General features: G+C 43.6%; 19 protein-coding genes. 13 read left to right on the top strand and 6 right to left on the bottom strand.

Annotation, left to right across the window (positions count from 1 at the left end):
- Positions 1–226 precede the first annotated feature (226 nt).
- Both ACX0G9_RS28110 and abc-f read right to left on the bottom strand, forming a co-directional pair.
- Entirely contained in the window at positions 227–2,464 is a 2,238-nt protein-coding gene (locus ACX0G9_RS28110) for a patatin-like phospholipase family protein (RefSeq protein WP_459068312.1), read from the bottom strand.
- 8 nt (positions 2,465–2,472) lie between these two features.
- The gene (gene abc-f, locus ACX0G9_RS28115) at positions 2,473–4,545 is read right to left on the bottom strand and encodes a ribosomal protection-like ABC-F family protein (protein WP_459068313.1); all 2,073 of its coding nucleotides are present in this window, start codon (positions 4,543–4,545) and stop codon (positions 2,473–2,475) included.
- Positions 4,546–4,706: 161 nt separating this feature from the next.
- Here abc-f and ACX0G9_RS28120 point away from each other — a divergent pair, with 161 nt between their 5' ends.
- Positions 4,707–5,321, top strand: coding sequence for a DUF3347 domain-containing protein (locus ACX0G9_RS28120; protein ID WP_459068314.1), 615 nt, complete (start codon positions 4,707–4,709; stop codon positions 5,319–5,321).
- Between the two features lie 31 nt (positions 5,322–5,352).
- On the opposite strand, the gene ACX0G9_RS28125 is transcribed toward ACX0G9_RS28120, so the two are convergent.
- Together ACX0G9_RS28125 and ACX0G9_RS28130 are read right to left on the bottom strand one after the other, a co-directional pair.
- Positions 5,353–6,222, bottom strand: coding sequence for a hypothetical protein (locus ACX0G9_RS28125; protein WP_459068315.1), 870 nt, complete (start codon positions 6,220–6,222; stop codon positions 5,353–5,355).
- A 59-nt stretch (positions 6,223–6,281) separates the two neighbouring features.
- Positions 6,282–7,430, bottom strand: a complete 1,149-nt coding sequence (locus ACX0G9_RS28130; protein WP_459068316.1) for a hypothetical protein — start codon at positions 7,428–7,430, stop codon at positions 6,282–6,284.
- Between the two features lie 119 nt (positions 7,431–7,549).
- Between ACX0G9_RS28130 and thrS the strand changes: the two genes are divergently transcribed.
- The 5 genes from thrS to ACX0G9_RS28155 all read left to right on the top strand — a co-directional run bounded on the left by thrS (position 7,550) and on the right by ACX0G9_RS28155 (position 12,587).
- On the top strand, positions 7,550–9,493 hold the full coding sequence (thrS, locus tag ACX0G9_RS28135; protein WP_459068317.1) for a threonine--tRNA ligase: 1,944 nt from the start codon (positions 7,550–7,552) through the stop codon (positions 9,491–9,493).
- A gap of 115 nt (positions 9,494–9,608) precedes the next feature.
- On the top strand, positions 9,609–10,208 hold the full coding sequence (infC, locus tag ACX0G9_RS28140) for a translation initiation factor IF-3 (RefSeq protein WP_459068318.1): 600 nt from the start codon (positions 9,609–9,611) through the stop codon (positions 10,206–10,208).
- Positions 10,209–10,405: 197 nt separating this feature from the next.
- A complete protein-coding gene (rpmI, locus tag ACX0G9_RS28145) occupies positions 10,406–10,603 on the top strand; it encodes a 50S ribosomal protein L35 (RefSeq protein ID WP_459068319.1) in 198 nt (65 codons plus the stop codon).
- A gap of 53 nt (positions 10,604–10,656) precedes the next feature.
- On the top strand, positions 10,657–11,001 hold the full coding sequence (gene rplT, locus ACX0G9_RS28150; protein WP_459068320.1) for a 50S ribosomal protein L20: 345 nt from the start codon (positions 10,657–10,659) through the stop codon (positions 10,999–11,001).
- A 188-nt stretch (positions 11,002–11,189) separates the two neighbouring features.
- Complete coding sequence (locus ACX0G9_RS28155; protein ID WP_459068321.1) at positions 11,190–12,587, top strand: type III PLP-dependent enzyme domain-containing protein; 1,398 nt, start codon at positions 11,190–11,192, stop codon at positions 12,585–12,587.
- 92 nt (positions 12,588–12,679) lie between these two features.
- Here the strand turns inward: ACX0G9_RS28155 and ACX0G9_RS28160 are convergent, their stop codons facing one another.
- Both ACX0G9_RS28160 and ACX0G9_RS28165 read right to left on the bottom strand, forming a co-directional pair.
- Positions 12,680–13,978: a hypothetical protein gene (locus ACX0G9_RS28160; RefSeq protein WP_459068322.1), complete on the bottom strand. Its 1,299-nt coding sequence runs from the start codon at positions 13,976–13,978 to the stop codon at positions 12,680–12,682.
- A 297-nt stretch (positions 13,979–14,275) separates the two neighbouring features.
- A complete protein-coding gene (locus ACX0G9_RS28165) occupies positions 14,276–14,710 on the bottom strand; it encodes an Hsp20/alpha crystallin family protein (RefSeq protein ID WP_459068323.1) in 435 nt (144 codons plus the stop codon).
- A 287-nt stretch (positions 14,711–14,997) separates the two neighbouring features.
- Between ACX0G9_RS28165 and ACX0G9_RS28170 the strand changes: the two genes are divergently transcribed.
- The 7 genes from ACX0G9_RS28170 to tpiA all read left to right on the top strand — a co-directional run bounded on the left by ACX0G9_RS28170 (position 14,998) and on the right by tpiA (position 23,123).
- On the top strand, positions 14,998–15,411 hold the full coding sequence (locus ACX0G9_RS28170) for a BrxA/BrxB family bacilliredoxin (RefSeq protein ID WP_459068324.1): 414 nt from the start codon (positions 14,998–15,000) through the stop codon (positions 15,409–15,411).
- Positions 15,412–15,954: 543 nt separating this feature from the next.
- Complete coding sequence (locus tag ACX0G9_RS28175) at positions 15,955–17,265, top strand: prolipoprotein diacylglyceryl transferase (protein ID WP_459068325.1); 1,311 nt, start codon at positions 15,955–15,957, stop codon at positions 17,263–17,265.
- Positions 17,266–17,667: 402 nt separating this feature from the next.
- Positions 17,668–20,136 (top strand): TonB-dependent receptor domain-containing protein, encoded by a 2,469-nt coding sequence (locus ACX0G9_RS28180; RefSeq protein WP_459068326.1) that lies wholly within the window; start codon positions 17,668–17,670, stop codon positions 20,134–20,136.
- Positions 20,137–20,204: 68 nt separating this feature from the next.
- On the top strand, positions 20,205–20,696 hold the full coding sequence (locus ACX0G9_RS28185) for a YajQ family cyclic di-GMP-binding protein (protein ID WP_459068327.1): 492 nt from the start codon (positions 20,205–20,207) through the stop codon (positions 20,694–20,696).
- Positions 20,697–20,870: 174 nt separating this feature from the next.
- Positions 20,871–21,158 (top strand): type B 50S ribosomal protein L31, encoded by a 288-nt coding sequence (locus ACX0G9_RS28190; protein ID WP_459068328.1) that lies wholly within the window; start codon positions 20,871–20,873, stop codon positions 21,156–21,158.
- 169 nt (positions 21,159–21,327) lie between these two features.
- Positions 21,328–22,296, top strand: coding sequence for a putative sugar nucleotidyl transferase (locus ACX0G9_RS28195; protein WP_459068329.1), 969 nt, complete (start codon positions 21,328–21,330; stop codon positions 22,294–22,296).
- 65 nt (positions 22,297–22,361) lie between these two features.
- On the top strand, positions 22,362–23,123 hold the full coding sequence (tpiA, locus tag ACX0G9_RS28200; protein ID WP_459068330.1) for a triose-phosphate isomerase: 762 nt from the start codon (positions 22,362–22,364) through the stop codon (positions 23,121–23,123).
- Positions 23,124–23,203 lie beyond the last annotated feature (80 nt).

Genomic DNA, 23,203 nt, shown 5'->3' on the forward strand with positions numbered 1-23,203 from the left:
CAACCATCCATCGATGCCTAGCGCCTGAACATTTTCAAAGAAACTAGTAAGTAGCAGGCATGGTTGTATATCAAAAAAATGCGCCTTTTCCAAGAAAATACCACAGAAAAGACATTAGCTTATTTGAGTAGGAACCAGCGCTTTTTTTTCGATATACTACCTGCATCTTCAATTTGGTCAACAAGAATTAGTATCGGTTGAGAAAGTTGATCGGACGAAGGCGAAACTAAAACGGTATCCCGATATTCACGTATCCGATCACCCGTCTGGATTGATCACTATACATGGTGCTTAATTCAAGCGGGCCCAGCGCGAAATTATAGGTGAAGGTCAGAGCGTAACCGGACAGGAAATCCGGCGTAGTAAAATAATTGCTTCGGGTAATGAAATTGTTGAACATGATATTTCCCCTTCCCGTAATGAACGTATTGGTAAATAATTGATAGCGCAGACCTAATTGAATGGCGGCTATGCTGGGGGAATAAAAAGTCCCTTCCCGCAAGCCGGCAAAAGTGACCTGGTTATGAAAACTGCTGACCATTCCTCCGATGGAGAATTCATTCATGATATTGTTGGTATAGTTAAAGTTCATACCCGCCTGGAGATGGGTCAGCAGCGTATATCTTTTTGCCAGTGGCGTATAACGATTGAGGGAGAAGAGTACCCTGGCATAAGGGCTGGTTGAAAAATTGGTATCCACCCTGTTGGAGAAAGGGGAGTGGAAACGGACATTCGGGTTTTGTTCATATACCCAATCTGCTTCGGCTTCCAGTTTGGTGCCTCGTTTGGGATAGAAGGGGTTTTCGAGGGTATTGCTTCTGATAAAAAAGTAGGTGGTCAGAAAATTGCTTTTCCCCTTAAATTCGACGCTGGATGTAATGGAAGGATCGTATCTGATATACTCGAAACGCTGCCCGATTCCCATCATAAGATCCCTGTTGGTGGAATATCCGAAGCGTCCGTCCACTTTTAAATAATTCTGAGAGTAGATGCCGGCCTCGTGATAGGCACTGTCATAGGTCGTAATATTGAACTGGTCCAGATTCGTCGCCAGATTAAAGGCGAATTTCCCTCCTCTACTGAAATATTGCAGATGTTCTGCTCTCAACCGGAAGTTCTGACCGATATTCAGGGTCACGAGGCTGCGGGAGGTAGGTGTAAAAAAATCCCTGCTGGTAATATTAAAAATGGCGCTGATCCCGCTGAATTGATTATAGTTCAGTCCGATCTTGGCAAAGGTGAGCGGGTTTTCAAAGGCCTCAAAAATGATCTTGCTGGTACCGTCTTCCTGCGGGACAAGAGAATAAGTGATCCGGTTGTAATATCGTGTCCCGAAAACCCTTCTCACCATGCGGGAAAGATTGTTTGCGGTGTAATAATGATTGGTGAGCAGTCCCATGCTATGAATGAAAAAGGGCTCGGAGGTATAATTCAGCCCTTTTACTTCAAAGGAGGAAATTTTTACCGGATAAGCATCCGGAAGTCTTTCTTTTGGGATCGGCTGCGATCCATAAAGGGCATTCAGGGAATCTGCCAGAAGTTTCAGACGTGGATACAATTTACGCCCTTCTTTTACCCCAGTTTCTATAACATCTGCGGCCTGGCCGAAGCTGCCCATACTATAGTTCTCCAGCGGCATGTGTACATAAATATTACACAGCGGTATTTGTTTGCGGGTATCTTCAGCCTCCCGGAAAAAGGCCACTTGTAATAGAACCTGAATGGCATTGGTGACCTGGTTGGATTTCAGCAAGGGGCCGGAAACATTGCTTCCAATAACAAAGTCTGCACCCATGTCGCGAACGTCTTTTACCGGAAAATTCCGGACAATTCCTCCGTCCACCAATTTTTTCCCATTGTATTCTATTGCCGTGAAGATGGAAGGGATAGCCATACTGGACCTTAGGGCCGATACAACCTCCCCGCTATCCAGGACTACTGGTTCCCCGGATGCAACATCCGTAGCGATGCATTTAAAGGGGATAGGAAATTTGGAAAAATCTTTGATCTTATAGACCGGACGAAATAATTCTGCGAATTTCAGCCATAATTCCTGGCCTTCGATCACACCGGTAGAGATACGAAACCAGTGATTGACCCATGGCAATTCGACATCGTATTTGCTGTATTCATCCTTTTCTTCCATGATGATACTTCTCATGGAGGACTGATTGGACAGAAGAACGTCCCAGTCGATATGACTGGCGATCTGTTCAATGGAATCTCCGGAATAACCTACGGCGTATAAGGCCCCGATGATACTGCCCATGCTCGTACCGGTGAGATAATCGATTTTCAGACCGGCCGAATCAATTGCTTTCAGGATACCGATATGCGCCAATCCTTTTGCGCCGCCTCCGCTGAGGGTGAGTCCGATCTTAGGACGATGAGAACCGGCAGGGGCCTGTGCGCAGGCCCGGGAACCCAAGGTGGACAAAAGGAAAAAAACAAAAAGGTATCGCATGCAAATTTTTACTGATCTTTTTCCAGCTCCATGATCTTTTCGAATATCTGTTCATATTCGCGATTGGATCGTTCCAGCTCATCCGCAGTTTTTTTATATTCTGCTTCTGCCTGCACGAATTTTGTCCGATCGGAGTATGTTGAAGGATCACCAAGTGATGCCTCCAATTGTCCTTTTTGTTTGGAGAGGGTTGCTATTTTTTCTTCCAGTTGCTGGAATAACCGTTGTTGTTTTTGCAATTCCTTTTTTTGCTCCTTATTGATCGGAGCAGGAGCCGTTTGAATGGAGGCCGATCCATTTCCTCCGGATTTGTTTGCCGATTTGCCTGAATTTCCGGAATGGTTGGTGGAATTAATGGAGACATTCCCGGCTGGTCCGGATTGTTTACCCGATGATTTTACAGGAGCGGAAGAACCGGCTGCGGCGAGGGCCCTTTTTTCTTCCTGTGCTTTTTCCAGGGCAGCCTGTTGACGGGCAGCTACATTTCTTTCTTTCCAATCCACCCATTCTTCATAGGTTCCCTTGAATTCCCGGATCAGATGATCGTCAATTTCCCAGATCTTATTAGCGGTTTTATTGATAAAATAACGGTCATGGCTCACCAGGAGGAAACTCCCCTCATATTTATTAAGAGCGTCAATCAGCAGGTCACAGGAATGCATATCCAGGTGATTGGTAGGTTCATCCAATAAAAGGAAGTTAGCCTTACTGATAATCGTTTTGGCCAGGGCAATCCTGGCTTTTTCTCCTCCACTCAGGATTTTTATCCTTTTGTCTATATCATCTCCGCTGAACAGAAAACAGCCCAACAGGATCCGAAGCTCCAGGTCAGTCTTTTGGCTGCCGCACAATTGCATCTCTTCGATAAGGGTATTATTGACATTCAGCGCCTCCAGCTGATGCTGGGCGTAGAAACTTTCCTCGACATTATGCCCCCAGATCCTTTCCCCTGCGAAGGGTTCTGCACCGGCGACCATCCGTAACAAGGTAGATTTCCCCTTACCGTTGGCTCCGATCAGGGCGATCTTATCCCCCCGTTCGATCTCTGCAAAAGCATCTTCTACTATCGTTAATTCTCCGAATTTCTTCGTAGCATGTTTCAGCGTTGCCAAAACCCTTCCCGGAGTTTTATCCACCCGGAAATTGATCTTAATATTGGGGCGTTCGATCTCGATGTCTTCGATCCTGTCAATCTTGTCCAATCTTTTCATAGCGCTTTGGGCTGCAGCTGCCTTGCTGGCCTTGGCCCGGAAACGTTCAATGAACCGTTCCTGCTGGCGGATATAATCCTGCTGATTTTCGAAAGCCCTTTGCTGCAATTCCACCCGCTGCACTTTCTCGGTTTCATAATAACTATAATTCCCATTATAGATGTGCAGTTCTTTTTGATAAAGCTCCACGATCTTGGTGACCATCCTGTCCAGGAAATATTTATCATGGCTCACAATTACGACGGAACCCTGGTAATGCTGAAGATATTTTTCCAGCCATTCGATGGAGGGAAGATCCATGTGGTTAGTAGGTTCATCGAGCAGCAGGAGATCTGGTTGCTGCAGGATCATTTTGGCCAGTAAAACACGCATACGCCAACCCCCGCTGAATTCCCGGAAGGGCCTTTTCAGGTCGGCATTTGCAAAGCCTAACCCCTGCAGGATCTCCTCGGTCTTATGATGGATACTATAACCGTCAAGGGTATCCATTTCGTGGAGCGCATCGGTATATTGGTGGAGAAGGGCTTCATCTTCATGATTTTGTTCCAGCCGTTTGCCCAGTTCATCGATCTCTTTTTCCAATTGCAGAATTCTTTCGAAAGCCGTCATGGCCACATCCAGGATGGAGCCATTGGTGTCAAAACTTAAGAGATCCTGGTGCAGATAACCGATCGTAGTGCTCCGGCTTCTCTCGACCGTACCTTCGGAAGGAGGGTATTGTCCGGCAAATAATTTCAATAAGGTCGATTTTCCGGTACCATTATAACCGATCAGCCCGATCCTTTCGTTTGGTTGAATATGCCAGGTGGCATCTTTCACAATGGTTCTGGCCCCGAATTCAAACGTTACATTCTGTAGTCCTGCTAACATAAATTACCCCGATAAATTTTTAGTTTGAGAGGCCTTTGCCCCTCTTTTCTTAATATTCCTGCAAAAGTAAGGCAAACAAGTCGGAAAGCCTAAGACGGCGGATAGAGACCCTTGAGGTTTTTGCTGGGTAAATTGCACTAAATTCGCAAAAAACTTTCTATATGAAGAAATGGGTGCTGTTGGTCATCGTTTTAGCCCTGGCAGGATTGCTGGCCTATAAATTATTATCAGATAAGGACCCTGGTATTGCCCAGAAAAAGGATCAGCCTTTGCATATCAGTAAAAATTCAGGAGCTTTTAACAATGCTTTTACCGGCCTGTTATCTCATTATTACGCCCTTAAGGATGCCCTGGTTGAATGGGATACCGTTAAGGCCGATCAGGCAGCCTACGCGCTTGCTTTAAAAGCCGACAGCCTTCCTTTAAAAGAATTAAAAGGCGATTCCACCATCGTTCTTACGGCACAAAGCCTGGCAGCCAGCGTAGGAAGTGAAGCCAAAGGCCTTATGGGGGAGAACGATATCGAGGCAAAAAGGCGTGCCTTCAATATGCTGACGGATGAATTATATAACCTGATCCGGACCGTACGGTATGACGGAGAGATCATTTATCATGTCAAATGCCCAATGGCTTTTAAGGATTCGGAAGAAGGATATTGGCTCTCCGATAAGAACAAGGTCGTGAACCCTTATCTGGGGAAAAAACATCCTACCTATAAGGATAAAATGCTTGGATGTGGTGAAGTCAGCGATTCTCTGGACTTCGTAGGGAAATAGACCGGTTAATCAGGCTGGTTAATCAGACTGGTTATTTTGTTTTCGGCGGCGTTTTTGGACTATAGATAAATTTAACGGCAGCACTTTTTTCTTCGCCCGAAGAAAGGAAGACTTCCATTTTTTGGGAGCCGGCCGTCACTATCATCAGAGCGGTATTGGGAGGTATCAGGCCCAGGTTATCCGCATACATCACCAATTCATACTCAGTTCCCGGAAAAGCGTTAAACTGTATGGTAAGCGGTTTGTCGGTCAGCATTTGCCGGTATAACAGCAATTTATTGTTTATGAGCACCGTAACAGTATCCTGATCGATTTCGGCATTATCATATAATTGAATTTTTACCTGCGGGCTATCGACAGTAACGGTTTTTACCAATTCGGTTTGCCTGGGTTGTAAATGAAGAGAACGCTGAAGCGCCACCAAAGAATCGGGTTGGTCAATATCGACGGGGAAATCCGAAAAAGCGGCCTTTTTTAACATTATTTTTCCCGGCGGGCAGATCGTTTTTCTTCCGGAAATAAGGCCTTTCCAATCACCGGTCAATAATTCTTCTCCTTCTTTTCTGGAATAGGTCAGATCATAAGTCTTGATGCAGGGAAGACAATCGATAGGAATATCCGCCTGAAGGATTTTATTTTCTATCAGCACCAGCCGGTGGGTTTGGGAATTATATCTTCCATAGAAACTCATCTTGACGAAATGTTTTTTATCAGAATAATCATAGGCTTTCCCGGAAACCTGATCATTGGAAAAATTGATCTGTAATTCCAGGAAGTATTGCGGGTAACAACCTCCCGGACCCTGGGTAAGTATGCCTTTCCATATCCCGTTCAGGTCTTCGGCCGGCAGACAAAAAGAAAATAAAACCAGGGATAATATGGAAAGGGCAGTTTTAACCATTCCCTTAAGGTAATTACAAAACCGGGACTGCCAAACGGAAACTATTTGAATGGTTGGAATCATTTGTCTTTCCTGAATTGGAAAATAACCTTGGCATTTTTCTGTTCGGTAGAAGTTATCCGTACTTCAAATCGTTGTTCGCCGGCTTTAACGACCATAAGGGAGGTGTTCGGAGGTATCTCTCCTTCATTTTCAGCTACCAGCACCAGCTCGTGATAGTTAAGGGTATCATCCATATGAAGGGTCAGCGTGATAGGCCGGTCTGTCAGCATTGCATGACCAACCACCTGTTTGTTGTCCAGGTAGACAGAAACTGTGTCGTGATCGATGGCTCCGTCATCATAAATATTCAATTCCACTTCATTGGAGGTAAGGACCAGGGTCCTGACTAATTCCGTGGACCGGGAGGTCAAAACTTTTGGCGCTATTACCTGAAATTTTTTTCCGATTGCGGAAAAAGTATCCGTAGGGGTGTGTATCGGCTGAAGCGCCTGTGGCCGGGCTGTTCGTGCCAGGTTGGGCTTAGTAGCGGGTGGGGGGGGCTGCTGAATCTTAGTTTGGGCCTCCGATGAAGTCTTATGTGCCGGTGTTGTCTTATGTGCGGGTAGGTTTGAAGCCTTATCGGGAACCCTGGCCCCGGTGGGCACCGGTTTTTTTACAGTAACGGGAGCCGTGGATTTCGGAGCTTTTTTCGTTGCATTGGCAGAATCTTCCCTTTCTTTTTCCTTTTTTGCCAGGAAGGGTTCCTTGTAAAAATCCGAGGAAATGACTTTACGCAGAAAAAGGGTTCCTTTGCCGCAATTGGAGGAATCCCTGATATTCATGCTGACAAAACTACCTTCCAGGAATTCCTCGTCTCCGGATCTGGAATATTGTAAAAAGCAGGTCATGGTGCATGTCTCTCCAAAGAGGTTACGGACTTCCAGTAATTTCCCCTCCTGCAGGATCACCTTGCCGGTCCTGGGGTTGATAGAGCCATTGGCTGCTGCTTTTCCATAAAAGACAGCGGACTGATAGGAATAAGTGACGGCTTCAAACCTTTTGCCGTGAAGAGCGATCTGGACTTCGAACTTATAACGGTCATCCTGTGCTCCCGGCCTTGACGACAGATTATTGGTACGAAAATGGCCTTGCCAAACCCCGGTCAGATCCTGCGCTTGTATATAGGCAGCCGTAAAAATAAAAATGAAGGTAAAAATACTTCGCATAATCATCTGTTTCCCCTGGCCAAGTTAGCGAAATAATTAATTTCTCCGATGCACATCATAGTTCCTTTTTGAAGAACGGTGTGCTATAAGAGAAAAGAGTTTGTTAAATTTGCAGCCTTATGATCAAGATCACCTTCCCCGACGGGGCTATTCGAGAATATAACGCGGGTATATCAGCATTGGAAATTGCCCGGTCCATCAGCGAAGGGCTGGCAAAAAAAGTATTGGCTGCAAATGTGAATGGACAGGTATGGGATGCCACACGTCCCATCCACACTGATGCCAGCCTGCAGTTGTTAACCTGGTCTGATAAGGAAGGTAAATCCACCTTCTGGCATTCATCGGCCCATTTGATGGCTGAGGCAGTGGAATCCTTGTACCCTGGCGTGAAATTCTGGGTCGGTCCGGCTATTGAAAACCCTGCCGGTTTTTATTACGATATGGACCTGGGAGGGCGGCAGATTTCAGAAGAGGACCTACAGAAACTGGAAAAGAAAATGGCCGAATTGGCCAAACAAAATGAGGTATTTCAGCGTAAGGATATAAGTAAAGCCGATGCCGTCGGATATTTTACGGAAAAAGGAGATGAATATAAGCTCGATCTTTTGCAAAATCTACAGGATGGGGGAATCACTTTTTATACCCAGGGGAATTTTACCGACCTCTGCCGTGGACCTCATATCCCTCATACGGGTTTAATAAAAGCCGTCAAGCTTACGAATATAGCAGGCGCTTATTGGAAAGGGGATGAAAAGAATAAACAACTGACCCGGGTATACGGGGTCACTTTTCCGGCGCAGAAAGAATTGGATGAATACCTGGTTCTACTGGAGGAAGCCAAAAAAAGGGACCATCGCAAATTGGGTAAGGAACTCGGGATTTTTACGTTTGATGATGAAGTCGGACCCGGTTTGCCATTGTGGATGCCGAATGGCGCTATCGTTATCGAAGAACTGGAGAAACTGGCCAAAGAGACGGAAGAAAGAGGTGGTTATAAGAGGGTCGTAACCCCGCACATAGCCAAAGAGAGCCTTTACCTTACCAGCGGTCATCTTCCCTATTATCAGGATAGTATGTACCCTCCCATGGAGCTGGATGGCGTGAAATATTATCTGAAAGCCATGAATTGCCCGCATCACCATAAAATATTCGCGGCAGAACAGAAAAGTTATAAGGATCTGCCTTATCGTCTGGCCGAGTATGGCACTTGTTACCGGTTTGAACAAAGCGGCGAACTTTTCGGTCTGATGCGGGTACGGTGTTTGCATATGAATGATGCACACATTTATTGCACCAAGGAACAGTTTTATGAGGAATTTAAGGCGGTGAACGAGATGTACCTGAAATATTTCAAGATATTCGGGGTTGACAAATATGTGATGCGCCTGAGTCTTCATGATCCTTCCAAATTGGGTCAGAAATATGTGGATGAGCCCGAATTGTGGAAAGAAACAGAGGCATTGGTCAGAGATGTACTGGTTCGGACCAATACACCATTTGTGGAAGTTCAGGATGAAGCGGCCTTTTACGGTCCGAAGATCGATGTGCAGATCTGGAGTATAATTGGCCGGGAATTCACATTGGCTACCAACCAGGTCGATTTTGCCCAGGGTCGTCGTTTTAAGCTGGAATTCACTAATCGGGAAAATCAAGCCGAGACCCCACTGATCATTCACCGGGCTCCCCTGGGAACCCACGAAAGGTTTATAGGGTTCCTATTAGAACATTATGCGGGTAAATTCCCGGTTTGGCTGGCGCCTTTGCAGGTAAAGATCCTGCCGATCAGCGACAAGTTCATGGAATATGCACAAACTCTTTTACATTCCCTGAAAAATGCGGATATTCGTGCGGAAATCGATGATCGCAGCGAAAAGATCGGAAAAAAGATCCGGGATACGGAATTGGCAAAAGTGCCTTATATGCTGGTGATCGGTGAGAAAGAAGTGAATGATAATAAGGTGGCTGTAAGAAGGCAGGGAAAAGGGGATCTGGGGGTTAAAAACGTAGATGAATTTATCCAGGAGGTGAGATTGGAGATTCGGGATAGAAAATCAGATCAATAAAAATGTAAAATTGGTTTTTTTCCAATAAATTTAACATTCATTAATCCGTAACTCTAAAAATAAATAAAAAAAATCAACTCCTTTCAAAGGATAGGAGTAAACTTAAAAATTGTAAATGGCATTTCCACCGAGACAACCGAGAGGGAATTTTAATCCACGTTTCAGAAAAGAACAACAACAAGAACACCGTACCAATAATATGATCAGGGTGCCCCAGGTGCGATTGGTCGGGGAGAATATCGAAGTCGGGGTTTACTCGATCCAGGATGCGTTGAGAATGGCGCAGGAGCAACAGCTTGATCTGGTTGAGATTTCTCCAAATGCAGATCCTCCCGTTTGTAAAATCATTGACTATAATAAATTCCTTTACGAGAAAAAGAAGAAGGAAAAGGAAATGAAGGCCAAGAGCAAGGCCTCCGAAGTTAAAGAGATACGGTTCACGCCGAACACGGATGATCATGACTTTGATTTTAAGGCCAAACATGCCGAGAAATTCCTGAAAGATGGTAATAAGGTCAAGGCCTATGTACAATTCAAAGGCCGGGCCATTCAGTTCAAGGAAAGAGGGGAGCTTTTATTGTTAAAATTTGCTGAACGCCTGAATGATGCAGGGGTGCTGGAAGGCATGCCTAAAATGGAAGGAAAGAGGATGTTGGCTATCTGGGCGCCCAAACCCCAAAAGAAAAAGGAAAAAGGTGGCAGCGCCTCTTCCTAGGGGTTGAATGTTCTAATTGTCTCATAATTAAAGAATTAGATTGAATAAATCAGAGAACCGTATCTTAGGATGCGGTTTTTTTTATTAATTACCTGTAAACCCGTATCTTCGCGCTCCATTTTACAGCCCACACGGCTCCATAAGTGATCTGCCTGTGCAGATCCGCCAGCAGGGTGTCATTCAAAAAGGAATAGAAAATGCCAAAGGTTAAAACCAACTCCAGTGCCAAAAAGAGGTTCAAAATTACCGGCACAGGCGAAATTACCTTCCAAAGAGCCTTTAAACGTCACATTCTTACCAAGAAATCAAAAAAACGCAAGCGTGCTCTTAACAAAAAAGGTATCGTAAGCAGTGCAAACCAGGATTTCGTCAAACGTTTATTAAGGCTTAAATAAGGCTTAGGTAAATCACCAGTTAACCAATTATCAACTATCTAATTTATTAAGATATGCCACGTTCAGTAAATGCCGTTGCCTCCAGGGCCCGCAGAAAACGAATTTTAAAGCAGGCAAAAGGATTCTACGGCAAACGTAAAAATGTATACACCGTAGCCAAGAACGTATTGGAGAAGGGTCTTCAATATCGTTATGTAGGACGTAAATTAAAGAAAAGGGAATATCGCACTTTGTGGATTGCCCGTATCAATGCAGCTGTAAGGGCTGAAGGATTGACCTATTCCACCTTCATCCATAAGCTGAGCCTGAAAGGCATTGGCCTTGACCGGAAAATACTGGCAGATCTGGCCATGAACGAACCGGAAGCCTTTAAGAACCTTGTAGCAGTCGTTAAATAAGATCATAAGGAAACTTTTATATTTAAGACAGGAGGCCGTTTCAGTAAAAATTACTGAAACGGCCTCTTTCTCTTTAAAAAAGGTTTTTGATGGATTGTTTAAAAAACTACATTTTTGCATAGTTTTTTTCTTTGTAGATCGGGTTTCTCCATTCTTAATCATTAATACTTTATAACCTGGACCAGTCAATGAATAATACGTACACCGACCTGGTGAAACAAACCTTTAACTTCCCGCAGGAAGGGTTTGACATAAAGGATTCCTCTCTTCAATTTAACGGACTCGACCTGAGAGCCCTGATAGCCAAGTATGGAACTCCCATGAAACTGACTTATTTGCCTAAGATCGGAATGCAGATCAATAAGGCAAAAAAGATGTTTGCCAATGCGATCAAAAAGCATAAGTACGAAGGGAAATATTATTATTGTTACTGTACGAAGAGTTCTCATTTTTCCTTTATCGTAGAAGAAGCCTTGAAACAAGACATTCACCTGGAGACTTCTTATGCATATGATATCGATATCATCAAACGATTGTATGCCCGTAAAAAGATCACGAAGGATACCTTTATCATTTGTAACGGGTTCAAACAAAAGCCATATACCAGCCGGATCGCCAGTTTACTGAATACCGGGTTTAAGAATGTGGTACCCGTATTGGATAATAAAGATGAGTTGCAACAGTATAAACGTTCGGTAAAAGTCCCTTTTAAACTGGGTATCCGCGTGGCTGCAGAGGAAGAGCCTAATTTTCCCTTCTATACCTCCCGTCTAGGATTCCGGCCCAGGGATGTATTGGAGTTCTATGTGGATAAAATCGAAGGGAACGAGGACCGGTTCCAGTTAAAAATGCTCCATATCTTTCTTAACAAAGGCATAAAGGACGATATCTATTATTGGAGTGAGCTAAACAAAGTGATCAATCTCTATTGCCAGTTAAAAAAAATCTGCCCGGAACTGGATTCGATCAATATCGGAGGTGGTTTTCCGATTAAACACTCGCTTGGTTTTGAATATGACTACCAGTTCATGATCAATGAGATCGTGGGAAATATTAAAAAAGCCTGTAAGCGCAGTAACGTGCCAATGCCCAATATCTTTACCGAATTCGGCAGTTTTACGGTAGGGGAGAGTATGGCGCATATTTACAGCGTGATCGGACAGAAAATGCAGAACGACCGGGAAATCTGGTATATGATCGACTCTTCTTTTATCACCACCCTACCGGATACCTGGGGTATCGGAGAGCGGTTCTTAATGCTGCCGATCAATAAATGGGATGTGGAATATCAAAGGGTAGTTTTAGGGGGTATCACTTGTGACAGCCATGATTATTACGACTCGGAAGAGCATATCAATGAAGTATTCCTGCCTAAGGTCAACAACGGAGAGCCTTTGTATGTAGGCTTTTTTCATACCGGTGCCTACCAGGACCAGATCAGCGGATATGGAGGGATCAAACATTGTCTGATCCCCTCGCCTAAACATGTGATCGTCGGCCATGACAAAAACGGGAAACTGATAGATTGGATACATGCCAAAGAACAAACGGCACAAAGCATGTTAAAGATATTGGGTTATACCTAAGGAATATTGCGGAATATCTACGAGAAAAAGACATAATAAAAAAGCCCTGCCGGTATGGCGGGGCAATTTTTTTAACCGGCAGGGCTGCTTTTTTATCGCTTTTTAGTTCTGTATTTTTTGTTCACTTTGGGATTATCGAAGTAGGCATTTAATTGCTCCTCGGTCATACTGCTGGTTTCCACGAGGGGAACGTCGATCAATTGAACCTGGGTTTGTTTGAGCTCGTTTTTGAGCGTTGCGATCTTTTTTACAATTTCCATGTCTTTTTCACCCACGAGGGTATTATCCTGGATATTGTATTCGAGTCGTTTGATGGAAGACCGGATAATGGATGCCTGGTTCTGTTCTGCAGTAAGCGGTGGGGCCACGGTCTCTTTAACCGGAACAAGGGCAACTCCTACGCTGGGCAAAATCTTGCCGGCATTCTGTGCATCGGTCCCGGTAGCGGATGAAAGGACCGTACCTCCCAGAGCTGTTGTGGCGGTCGTCATATCGAAATCGGTCCTTGTATTTTTGGTTTTCTTTACCTTTTTATCCAGTTGGAAGAAGGCATATTTAAGCCTGAGGATATAGGTCCGCATATTTTTTACCGCCAGATTATACTCTTCGGACATATAAGGATAATTCAGGGCATCTTTTACATAAATCCTAATGGTGGCGGTATCGTGCTGAAAAATCTTGTTTGTTCCTACAAAGTAGAGGATCAATAATTTTTGTTTGGAGGAATCCCCTTCTTTTACGAAGTCGAATGCCGGAGACCAGGTAAAATCATCATTACAGGCCTTTACATTCGAATTCGTCTTGATGGGAATATTGGAGTAAAAGTTGATGTTTTCCACCGGGAAGGTACCCGTTTCGCATTGTACCTTAAAACTTATAGTATCGCCTTCATCCATATACAATACATTACTGACTGTAGGTTTAACATGGGAAGGGATAATCTCTGTCGTATAAAAAACAAGAGTAAAAGAGGTGTCTATCCGTTCCTTGGGATCATGAAGGTTTTGAACGCCTATATTTACCTTGTATTCAAAGTCATATTTCAATTTGCCGGAAAGGAAAAAGGATTTATCCGCCTTAAAGGTCAACATACCATTCTCCCTGATCTTCAAACCAACAGGGGCATTTTTCATGAACCAGAAATAGCGGGAAGGATCCCGGTTAATTTCTAACTGGTAGCTAAGGGTTGAATCAACGTGCAGGGTAAAATAGGGGTTGAGGTTCCGGATCCGAAAGGTGGTATCCTCGACCTTTTTCAGCGTATCAGTGATGGGCATAGGAATCCTGAACGTAGGATCCTGAGAAAAACCTTTGTGTGAAAATGCCATACCTACTACTACCAAAAGCCAAAACGTTGAAACTTTCAAGGGTTTGTTCATATTCTTGGACAAAATAGGTTATTTAATGCCCGAAATTAAAACAATCACTAGATAAAAGGCAAAAACCCGCTAATTAAAATCCTATAAAATCCTCAGGCCGCTACTGGCCTGACGGGACAATAGAATATCCCGCATTTACCAGGGTAAGGAGACCAGAAAAAGAAGCCGGCCCGGAAATTTTACCTTCCGGGCCGGCTTCAGCCAATACTTACCCAAACATTAACCAAACTATTATGAAACGTCCATTATGAAAATTGGTCTTAATCGGTTGTAGGGGTTCATACCCATCTTTTTACCCTTTGCATATCCTTATTGGATCGTGATCTGCTGGGTGCTTTCTTTTACCTGTTCTTTTTTAGGCAGGTAAAGTTTTAAAACGCCATTTTCATATTTTGCCTGGATAGCTGAACTATCGATACGATCATCCAGGGTAAAGCTGCGTTTGAAACTCTTGTAAGAGAATTCTTTACGGATGGATTTGAATTCTTCCGTTTTAGTTTCTTCCTTTTTCTCGAAACTGATGGTCAGTAAACCATTTTCAACCGAAAGCGTAAAGTCTTCCTTCGTTCTGCCCGGTGCATTTAACTCCAGGTGATAGGCCTCTTTTGTTTCGTTGATATTAACAGGAGGAAACCCGGCATTTCCATCACGTCCCCAGCTTGCGGGAAATTCCTGGAAAAACTCATCTACAAAATTTGAAAAGCTCTTGTGATTTGCGTTGTTATTCAATTTTACGAGTGTCATACTGAGTCCTATTTTTACGTTTTTTAAAATTTGTTGTCTTCGGGTAGAGATCAAAGGGCATACCAGCCGATAAAAAGGGCATTTCTCCGGAATTTTTGTCCAGATATTCCAAAATACAATGACATTATTGCTGATTGGGTTGTTTTTTAGTGACATATAGACCGATCTCAGGGAAGGAGCCGGGTTTTTTAATCAACAAGATCAACTTTTTGACTAATTTTGTGTTGTTTCAGTAGTGTTTCGTTTACATCAAAAAGTTTCCCTTATATCTAAAATTTAAATAAGAAATGTATCCAGCAGAAATAGTTTTACCAATGAAAGAGGAGTTAACCGACAATGGTTTTAATGAACTGTTGACTTCGGTAGAAGTAGATGAGCAATTAGGAAAGACCGGAACCACCCTGGTGATGGTAAATTCCGTTTGTGGTTGCTCTGCCGGATCTGCGCGTCCGGGTGTTCTGATGGCTGTTGCCAATAGTGGTAAGAAACCTGATTATCTGACCACCAGTTTTGCAGGTTTTGATCTGGCTGCGATCAACAAAATCAGGGAACATTTACTGCCATATCCTCCTTCTTCTCCAGCTATCGTTTTATTCAAGGATGGACAATTGGTGCATATGATTGAAAGGCATCAGATTGAAGGACGCCCGGCCCAATTGATCGCTCATAATCTGATCGCTGCCTTTGAAGAATATTGTTAATTGAAAATACCGAACCAGGCAGGAATAAATTTGCTGTTTTTTTGTTTTGTTCATTGTACTGACCCTTCCAACTGGAAGGGTTTTTTTATGGGAATAACCTGATTTGTTCCGGCTGACTTTTACAGCAGTTAAGGAATGGTATATGGTTTTTCGAATTCCAACTATTTTCTGATTAAGTTTTGCACAGGCTAATTTTGAGGGATTAAAAGTGTAATTGCGCTCATTTTCACAAATAAAATTATTAAGGTTTGTGGATAATCGACAAGAAGTAATAACGGCATATGTTTGGGAGGAAAAATGTTCCCCGTGGAACACTTTTGTGGAACGGCAATCCCCAGATTGTAGTATGTGTGGACAAATTTTTTATTTTTACAGGGAAAAGAATGTGGCTGTTTCTTTGTAAAGCCCTCAGCCACTACTAGTTCGGGGAGAATAACTTTTGTATGGCCATTTTGATGTAGGTTTGCGTCGCGGCGGAAGGATGTAAGCGCCAAAGAGCTGATTTTATTGTTTAAAGGCCTTTTACCTTTAAGATTTTTCACTATGTATCCTAACCTTTATTACGCTTTTAAAGACCTTTTTGGTATTGGAGAGCATTTTCAATTTTTACGGTTTATAAATTCATTTGGATTTTTTGTAGCCCTGGCTTTTTTTGCTGCAGCCTATACTTTATCCAAAGAGCTTCTCCGTAAAGAAAGGGGGGGATTATTGCAGGGAAAGGATGAGATCATCGTTATCGGTAAACCAGCCAGCCCCGGAGAGCTCCTTCTGAATCTGATTCTGGGATTTTTATTAGGCTTCAAAATAATTGGCCTTTTCTTATCCAATAGCCCTTTAACTGCCAACCCACAGGATTTTATAATGTCTTCCGAAGGAAGCTGGCCTGCCGGGATCGGGATCGGTCTTCTCTTCCTTGGTTTGAAGTGGTGGGAGAAAAACAAACAAAAATTGCCGCAACCACAGGAGAGAAAGGTAAGGATCTGGCCCCACGACAGGGTAGGTGATATAGCTATGTATGCTGCCTTGTTTGGTTTTTTGGGAGCTAAGATATTTAACAGCCTGGAAACATGGGATGATTTTGTAAGAAATCCCGTTGAATCCTTATTTTCCTTCAGTGGTTTGACCTTTTACGGAGGGTTGATCTGTGCGGCCCTGGCTATATGGTATTATGCAAAAAAGAACGGAATTACCTTCTGGCATTTAAATGATGCGGCTGCTCCCGCGCTGATGCTGGCATATGCTGTGGGGCGGATTGGCTGCCAGGTGTCCGGGGACGGGGACTGGGGGATTTCGAACAGTGCCTATTATACTACTTCCGACAGTAAGATTGCTCTTGCTGCTCCGGGAGACTTTGCCAGGATAGTGGAACAACATAAGGAAGTTTTTCTGCCTCAGTTCGGAAGCCTGGATAAGGTTCCCCATTTAAGCGCGAAAGCACCTTCTTTTTTACCCGATTGGTTATTTGCCTATCCTTACCCCCATAATGTCATTCACGAAGGGGTAAGAATTCCAGGCTGTGAAGGCATGTATTGCAGTCAACTGCCTATTCCAGCTTTTCCTACTCCCTTTTATGAAACCCTGGTTTGTTTGGGGCTGTTCTTTTTACTTTGGTCCCTTCGTAAACGATTTACGGTTCCGGGGACTTTATTTGCCCTTTATCTTATCGTAAATGGAATTGAGCGTTTTTTCATTGAAAAGATCCGGGTCAATACCAAATATGATATTTTTGGTTTTCATCCTACCCAGGCTGAGATTATTTCTTCTTTGCTGGTCATTTCAGGAATGATCCTGATGGTAACCTTAAGGCAGAAAAATCGTCAGGGTATGGGTGATTCGGTCAGCGCCCCCAGCTAGTCAGCTAACCCCCAGCTGGGCAGCTAGCCCCCAGCCGGTCTTGTCACTCTTCCTCCAATAATGTTCCTTCAGTGTTGGCCACTCAATTCTTATCCCCCCTTAGATTAATTTCTTTAAGGCAATCCTTTATTTAATATTCCGGAAACCGATTTCCCTTTCTTCCGGATCATCCTCCGTTCATCCATCTTTTATCCATTTCTGTAACCCGTGGATCGACTCCGCGTCTCACTAGTGCCATCCGGCGCCAAATTTTACCTCATAGGACAAGCGTATTTGTTTACCAATCATCAATAAAATCGGCCTTCTAACACAATGCATTGTTCTATGTAATGCAAAGTACTAATCTTTGTATTGTAATTTGTATAGCATAGACCTTTACAATCAATATATAAAATAACTGTTATGAACAAGATGAATTTCTGCTTAATTGCTCTTTTGAGTTTTTCGCTGGTCAGCCAGGGGCAAACAACTTCCGGAAGGATTACAGGGACCATTGTGGAAGATGGACAGCAACCTGTGGATGCAGCTACCATTTCCCTTTTGAATGCCGGTGATTCTGCCAAAGCGAAAACAACGTCCTCCGATAAAACAGGGCATTTCCAATTTGATCATATCCCTGCGGGCAAATATAGGGTATCAGCGAGCGTGGTAGGGCATGCCGATTTTTATTCCCCGGTCTTTGAACTTTCTTCCGCTCATTCTTCCATCGTTCTGGATCCCATTTTATTAAAAACTTCCTCACAGAGCCTTCGGGAATTTGCTGTAGTAGGAAAAAAACCGCTTATTGAACAAAAAGCTGACAGAATGGTGATCAATGTGGATGCCTCGCCATCCAATGCCGGATCAACTGTTTTGGAAGTTCTGGAAAAATCTCCGGGTGTAACCGTTGATAAAGACAATAATATCAGTCTTAAAGGGAAACAAGGGGTGACCATAATGATCGATAATAAACCGACCTTTTTATCCCCTGCGCAATTAGCCAGTTATTTGAAAAGCCTTCCGGCTTCAGCGGTCGATCAGATAGAGATCATGACCAACCCCTCGGCAAAATTTGATGCTTCCGGGAATTCGGGTATTATCAACATAAAAACGAAGAAAAACAAGACAAAAGGCTTCAATGGAAGTATTACGTTAACCCATACACAAGGGGTTTATCCTAAACCCAGCGGGAGTATTAATCTGAATTACAGGAATGGCAAAGCCAACTTTTTTCTGAATGGGGGCTATTCCCACTGGGAAGGGTTTCAAATGCTGGATATTACCCGTACCTACCTCGATCCCGGGGCTTCCAAAAGGGTTACTTCCATCTTTACCCAGCAAACAGATATGCATTTTATCAATCCCGAACTGAACCTTAAATTCGGGATGGATTATTCCCTGACCAATAAAACTACTGTAGGCTTTGTGGTTAGCGGTTTTAGAAACCAGGAAAAAAACAGGTCTGCCAGTAATATTTTCCTGAAGGACCCGAATCTTGTCCTGGATTCCATTGTTTATTCCCCCAGTACAAGCAATACTACCTGGAAAAATGGCTCTGTAAATGTGAACTTCCGGCACCAGTTCGATTCCACAGGCAGAGAATTGACGGCTGATCTGGATTACATTAAATACAACTCCGGAAGTGATCAGTATTTTACCAATATCACCTATGCACCGGACCGGACAAAGAAAAATGAGACCATATTAACCGGGAACCTGCCCAGTGATGTAAATATTTATTCTTTCAAGACCGATTATACCCATCCGATCTCAAAAAGTCTTAAACTGGAGGCCGGTTTGAAGAGCAGTTATGTGAACACTGATAATACAGCCAATTATTTTAACCTTATCAACGGGGAACCCCAGGTAGATACGGCAAAGACCAATCATTTTCTATACCGGGAAAATATTAATGCGGTCTATGTCAATGTTAACAAACAAATCAGGAAATGGAGCATCCAGGCCGGACTGCGCCTGGAGAATACAAACTATTCCGGTCATCAGCTGGGCAATGGCTTATCGGTCATCAATAAGGACTCCAGTTTCACCAGGAATTATACCAGCCTTTTTCCTAATTTGAATGTTAGTTATCAAGCTTCGGAAAAGAATCAATTTTCCTTTAATTATGGCCGCAGGATTGACCGGCCTGCCTATCAGGATCTGAATCCGTTCCTTTTCTTTTTGGATCAATATACTTACCAGGCTGGTAATCCCTATCTCCAGCCGCAAGTATCCCAAAATCTGGAATTATCCCATACGTATAATAATTTCCTGACTACCACCTTTAATTACAGTTATACCAAAGATTTTTTCTCGGAAACCTTTCAGCAGCTCGATCATGCCACCATTGTCCGTAACGGCAATATCGGTAACCGGCAGAGCGCAGGCATGGCCGTGAGCGCACAGGTGCCTGTGACAAAATGGTGGACCAGTATTTTGTATACCAATGTCAATTATAATAAGTTCAGCGGTATGCTTTACGGAGAGAATATCCATGTTGAAGCAACGACCCTTTTATTAAACGTGAACAACCAATTTACCTTTGGAAAGGGTTGGGGAGGGGAGTTATCGGGTTTTTACCGTACCAAAGGCGTGGAAGGACAGATCGTGGTTAAATCAATGGGACAGGCATCCGCAGCCTTATCGAAAAAATTGCTTCAGGACAAAGCCAGTCTGAAGCTGGGCATCCGGGATCTTTTTTATACCAATCAGGTGAATGGATATATCAATTTCCAGCAGACCGAGGCTACTTTTCATAACCAAAGGGATAGCCGGCAGGTAAGCCTGAGTTTTACCTATCGTTTTGGAAAGCTCTTGAAAAGCAGTGCAGGCAAAAGAAGTAACGGGGCCGGAGAGGAACAGAACAGGGTGAAAACGGGGGGGAATAATTAGCTTGAGGCGTGAAGCTTGTAGCTTGTTGCATGAAGCTAATTCTGTAGATTTGTGAATAATTCTTTTTTATGCCATCTTTTGATATTGTAAGCAAAGTTGATCAGCAGGTCCTGGATAATGCCGTTAACGTGACTAAAAAAGAAGTCACCAACCGTTTTGATTTTAAAGATTCTCCGGTAAAGATTGAATTGAATAAAAAAGATATGAAGATCGAACTGGAGGCCGATAGTGATATGAAAATAAAGCAGATCGTGGATGTACTGATCAGCCGTTCGATGAAGCAGGGGCTGGACCCCCTGGCTTTTGACCAAAGCAAAGAACCCTTTCCAAGTGGAAAGACCACGAAATTGGAAATTCCGGTACGCAATGGTTTAAAACAGGAAGATTCTAAAAAGGTTATTAAACTGATCAAAGATTCGGGTATGAAAGTTCAATCCCAGATCATGGATGATCTTGTCCGGGTAACGGCCAAAAAAATAGACGACCTTCAGGCAGTTATTAAACTCTGCAACGGCGCCAATCTTGGGATTGCCCTGCAATACATAAATATGAGAAGCTAAATTCGACCAGGAGAACTTAAATCCTGTTGAAAAACGGTAAAAAGACCTTGAAATATGGTGATTTACCCGGATTTAGGCTGAATTATTTGGACAGAAAGGACAAAATTTATACCTTCGCGCTCTTATTTTAAATCTGTACGGCCAAATCCGTACTACCTTTAAACAGAGCAAATTATGAAAAAAGGTCTCCATCCCGGTAATTACCGGTTCGTTATTTTCAAAGATATGAGTAATGGTACTTCATTCCTGAGTCGTTCTTCTGCTCAATCCAGAGAAACGTTAAAGTGGGAAGATGGTAATGAATACCCGCTGATCAAATTGGAAATTTCCAATACTTCCCATCCGTTCTTTACCGGCAAAAATATGTTGGTGGATACTGCCGGAAGGATCGACAAATTCAAAAAACGTTACGGGTTGAAAACACCCGCCGCCCCTCCTGCAGATGCAGAAGCGGCAAAATAAAAAGAATAGTTCCGGCGTAAAATTCGGTAGTCCTTTCCCTTTTCCGGGAAAGGATTTTTTTTGCCTTTTGTGCTATATTTAAATTTAGCCCAAAATGCACAAAAGTTTAATGAAGGGTCTTCAACCTATGGGACTGTGGCCCATTTTATCGTAGTTTTATCTCATGGATATGGATACTCTCTACCCCTTCACCAGCACCAGGCCGGTCTCCGCGATCCGGTTAGGTATTCTGACGCTCGGGGAAAAATGGGATCGCCTGCTGCCTGGAGGTAAGCCTCAGGGACTTCCCGATAATATCGTTCCCAATAGGAAATTGGCAGAACAAATCCTCCGGGGTCAGCCTGTTACCCATACCCAAGAGCTGATATACCCCTGGCAGATCTTCCATCTAAATGACAGCGCCCTCCGGGATGACTTCGAATTATTAACCAAAGGACGTCAATCCCAGGCCATACCATCAACCGTTCAGGCCATCCATCCTGAGCAGATATTCATTGAAGAAGGTGCAGTCCTCAGTCATGTTATCCTCAATGCTTCAACTGGCCCAATCTATATAGGACGGAATTCGGAAATCATGGAAGGTTCCATGATACGTGGACCTTTCTCCCTGGGAGAAGGGGCAGTAGTAAAAATGGGAACCAGGATCTACGGCGCTACTACCATCGGGCCTTTCAGTACTGTAGGAGGTGAGATCAAGAATTCGGTGATTTTCGGTTACTCTAATAAAGGGCATGATGGTTATCTGGGGGATTCGGTGATCGGGGAGTGGTGTAACCTGGGTGCGGGAACCTCCAATTCCAATCTCAAGAATAATGCAGGGCCTGTGAAAGTCTGGAGCCAGCCTGCCGGGCAGTTTATCGCTGCGGGGATCAAATGCGGTGTTTTGATGGGCGATTATTCCCGATGTGCCATCAATACATCCTTCAACACCGGAACCGTCGTAGGAGTGGGATGTACGATTTTTGGAGAAGGGTTAACCCCAAAATTCATTCCCGATTTCTCCTGGGGCTCCACCCCCGGGCCCCGGTATATATTTGAAAAAGCCCTGCAGGATATCGGGAACTGGAAAAAGTTGAAAAATCAATCCCTGACAAACGCTGAAATACAAACATTGAAACATATTTTTGAAAAATCCTAAAACAACCGGACACAATACAAGCCGGTAAAAACCTAACCATCAAACAAGTATAAAATTACCGCTCAATGAGAAAACAAATAGCCGCTGCCAACTGGAAAATGAATCTTACCTATCAACAGGGAGAAGAATTGCTGAATGTTATATTGAAGGAAGGTATCGAATTAAGTGATCATCAGCAGGCCGTTTTTGCCGTTCCATTTCCTTACTTGTCCCTGGTTGAAAATAAACTGGCGGATAAGAAAAACTATTATGCCTCAGCCCAGAACTGTTCCGATAAAAAATCCGGGGCTTATACAGGTGAGGTTTCCGTAGAAATGTTACAATCCATCGGGATAAACTATTGTGTGATCGGTCATAGCGAACGAAGGGAATATTTTTCGGAGTCAAACAAGTCATTAGCCGAAAAGACGGATCGTTGCCTGGAATCCGGGATAACTCCCATTTTTTGTTGCGGAGAACCGCTGAATATCCGGGAGGCAGGTACACAAAATAGCTATGTTGAAACACAGTTAATGGAGTCTTTATTTCATCTGTCAGAAGAACAGGTTAAAAAAATTGTGATCGCCTACGAACCCATATGGGCTATCGGTACAGGCAAAACCGCTACTACGGAGCAAGCCCAGGAAATGCACGCGCATGTCCGGTCGGTTCTTGCTGGAAAATACGGAATAGAAACGGCGGATATAATTCCTGTGTTATACGGTGGGAGTGTAAAGGCAGGGAATGCAAAAGAATTATTCAGTTGCCCTGATGTGGATGGGGGCTTAGTAGGAGGGGCATCCCTGGTCGCTGCTGATTTTGTTACGATTATCAGATCTTTAAAGTAGTTTACCTGACCCGGTTAATTGTAAAATTCTGAATTTACAAAAAGTATGATAAACAAAAATCTAATTTATGATATAGGAGC

The organism is Flavitalea flava (assembly GCF_054461575.1).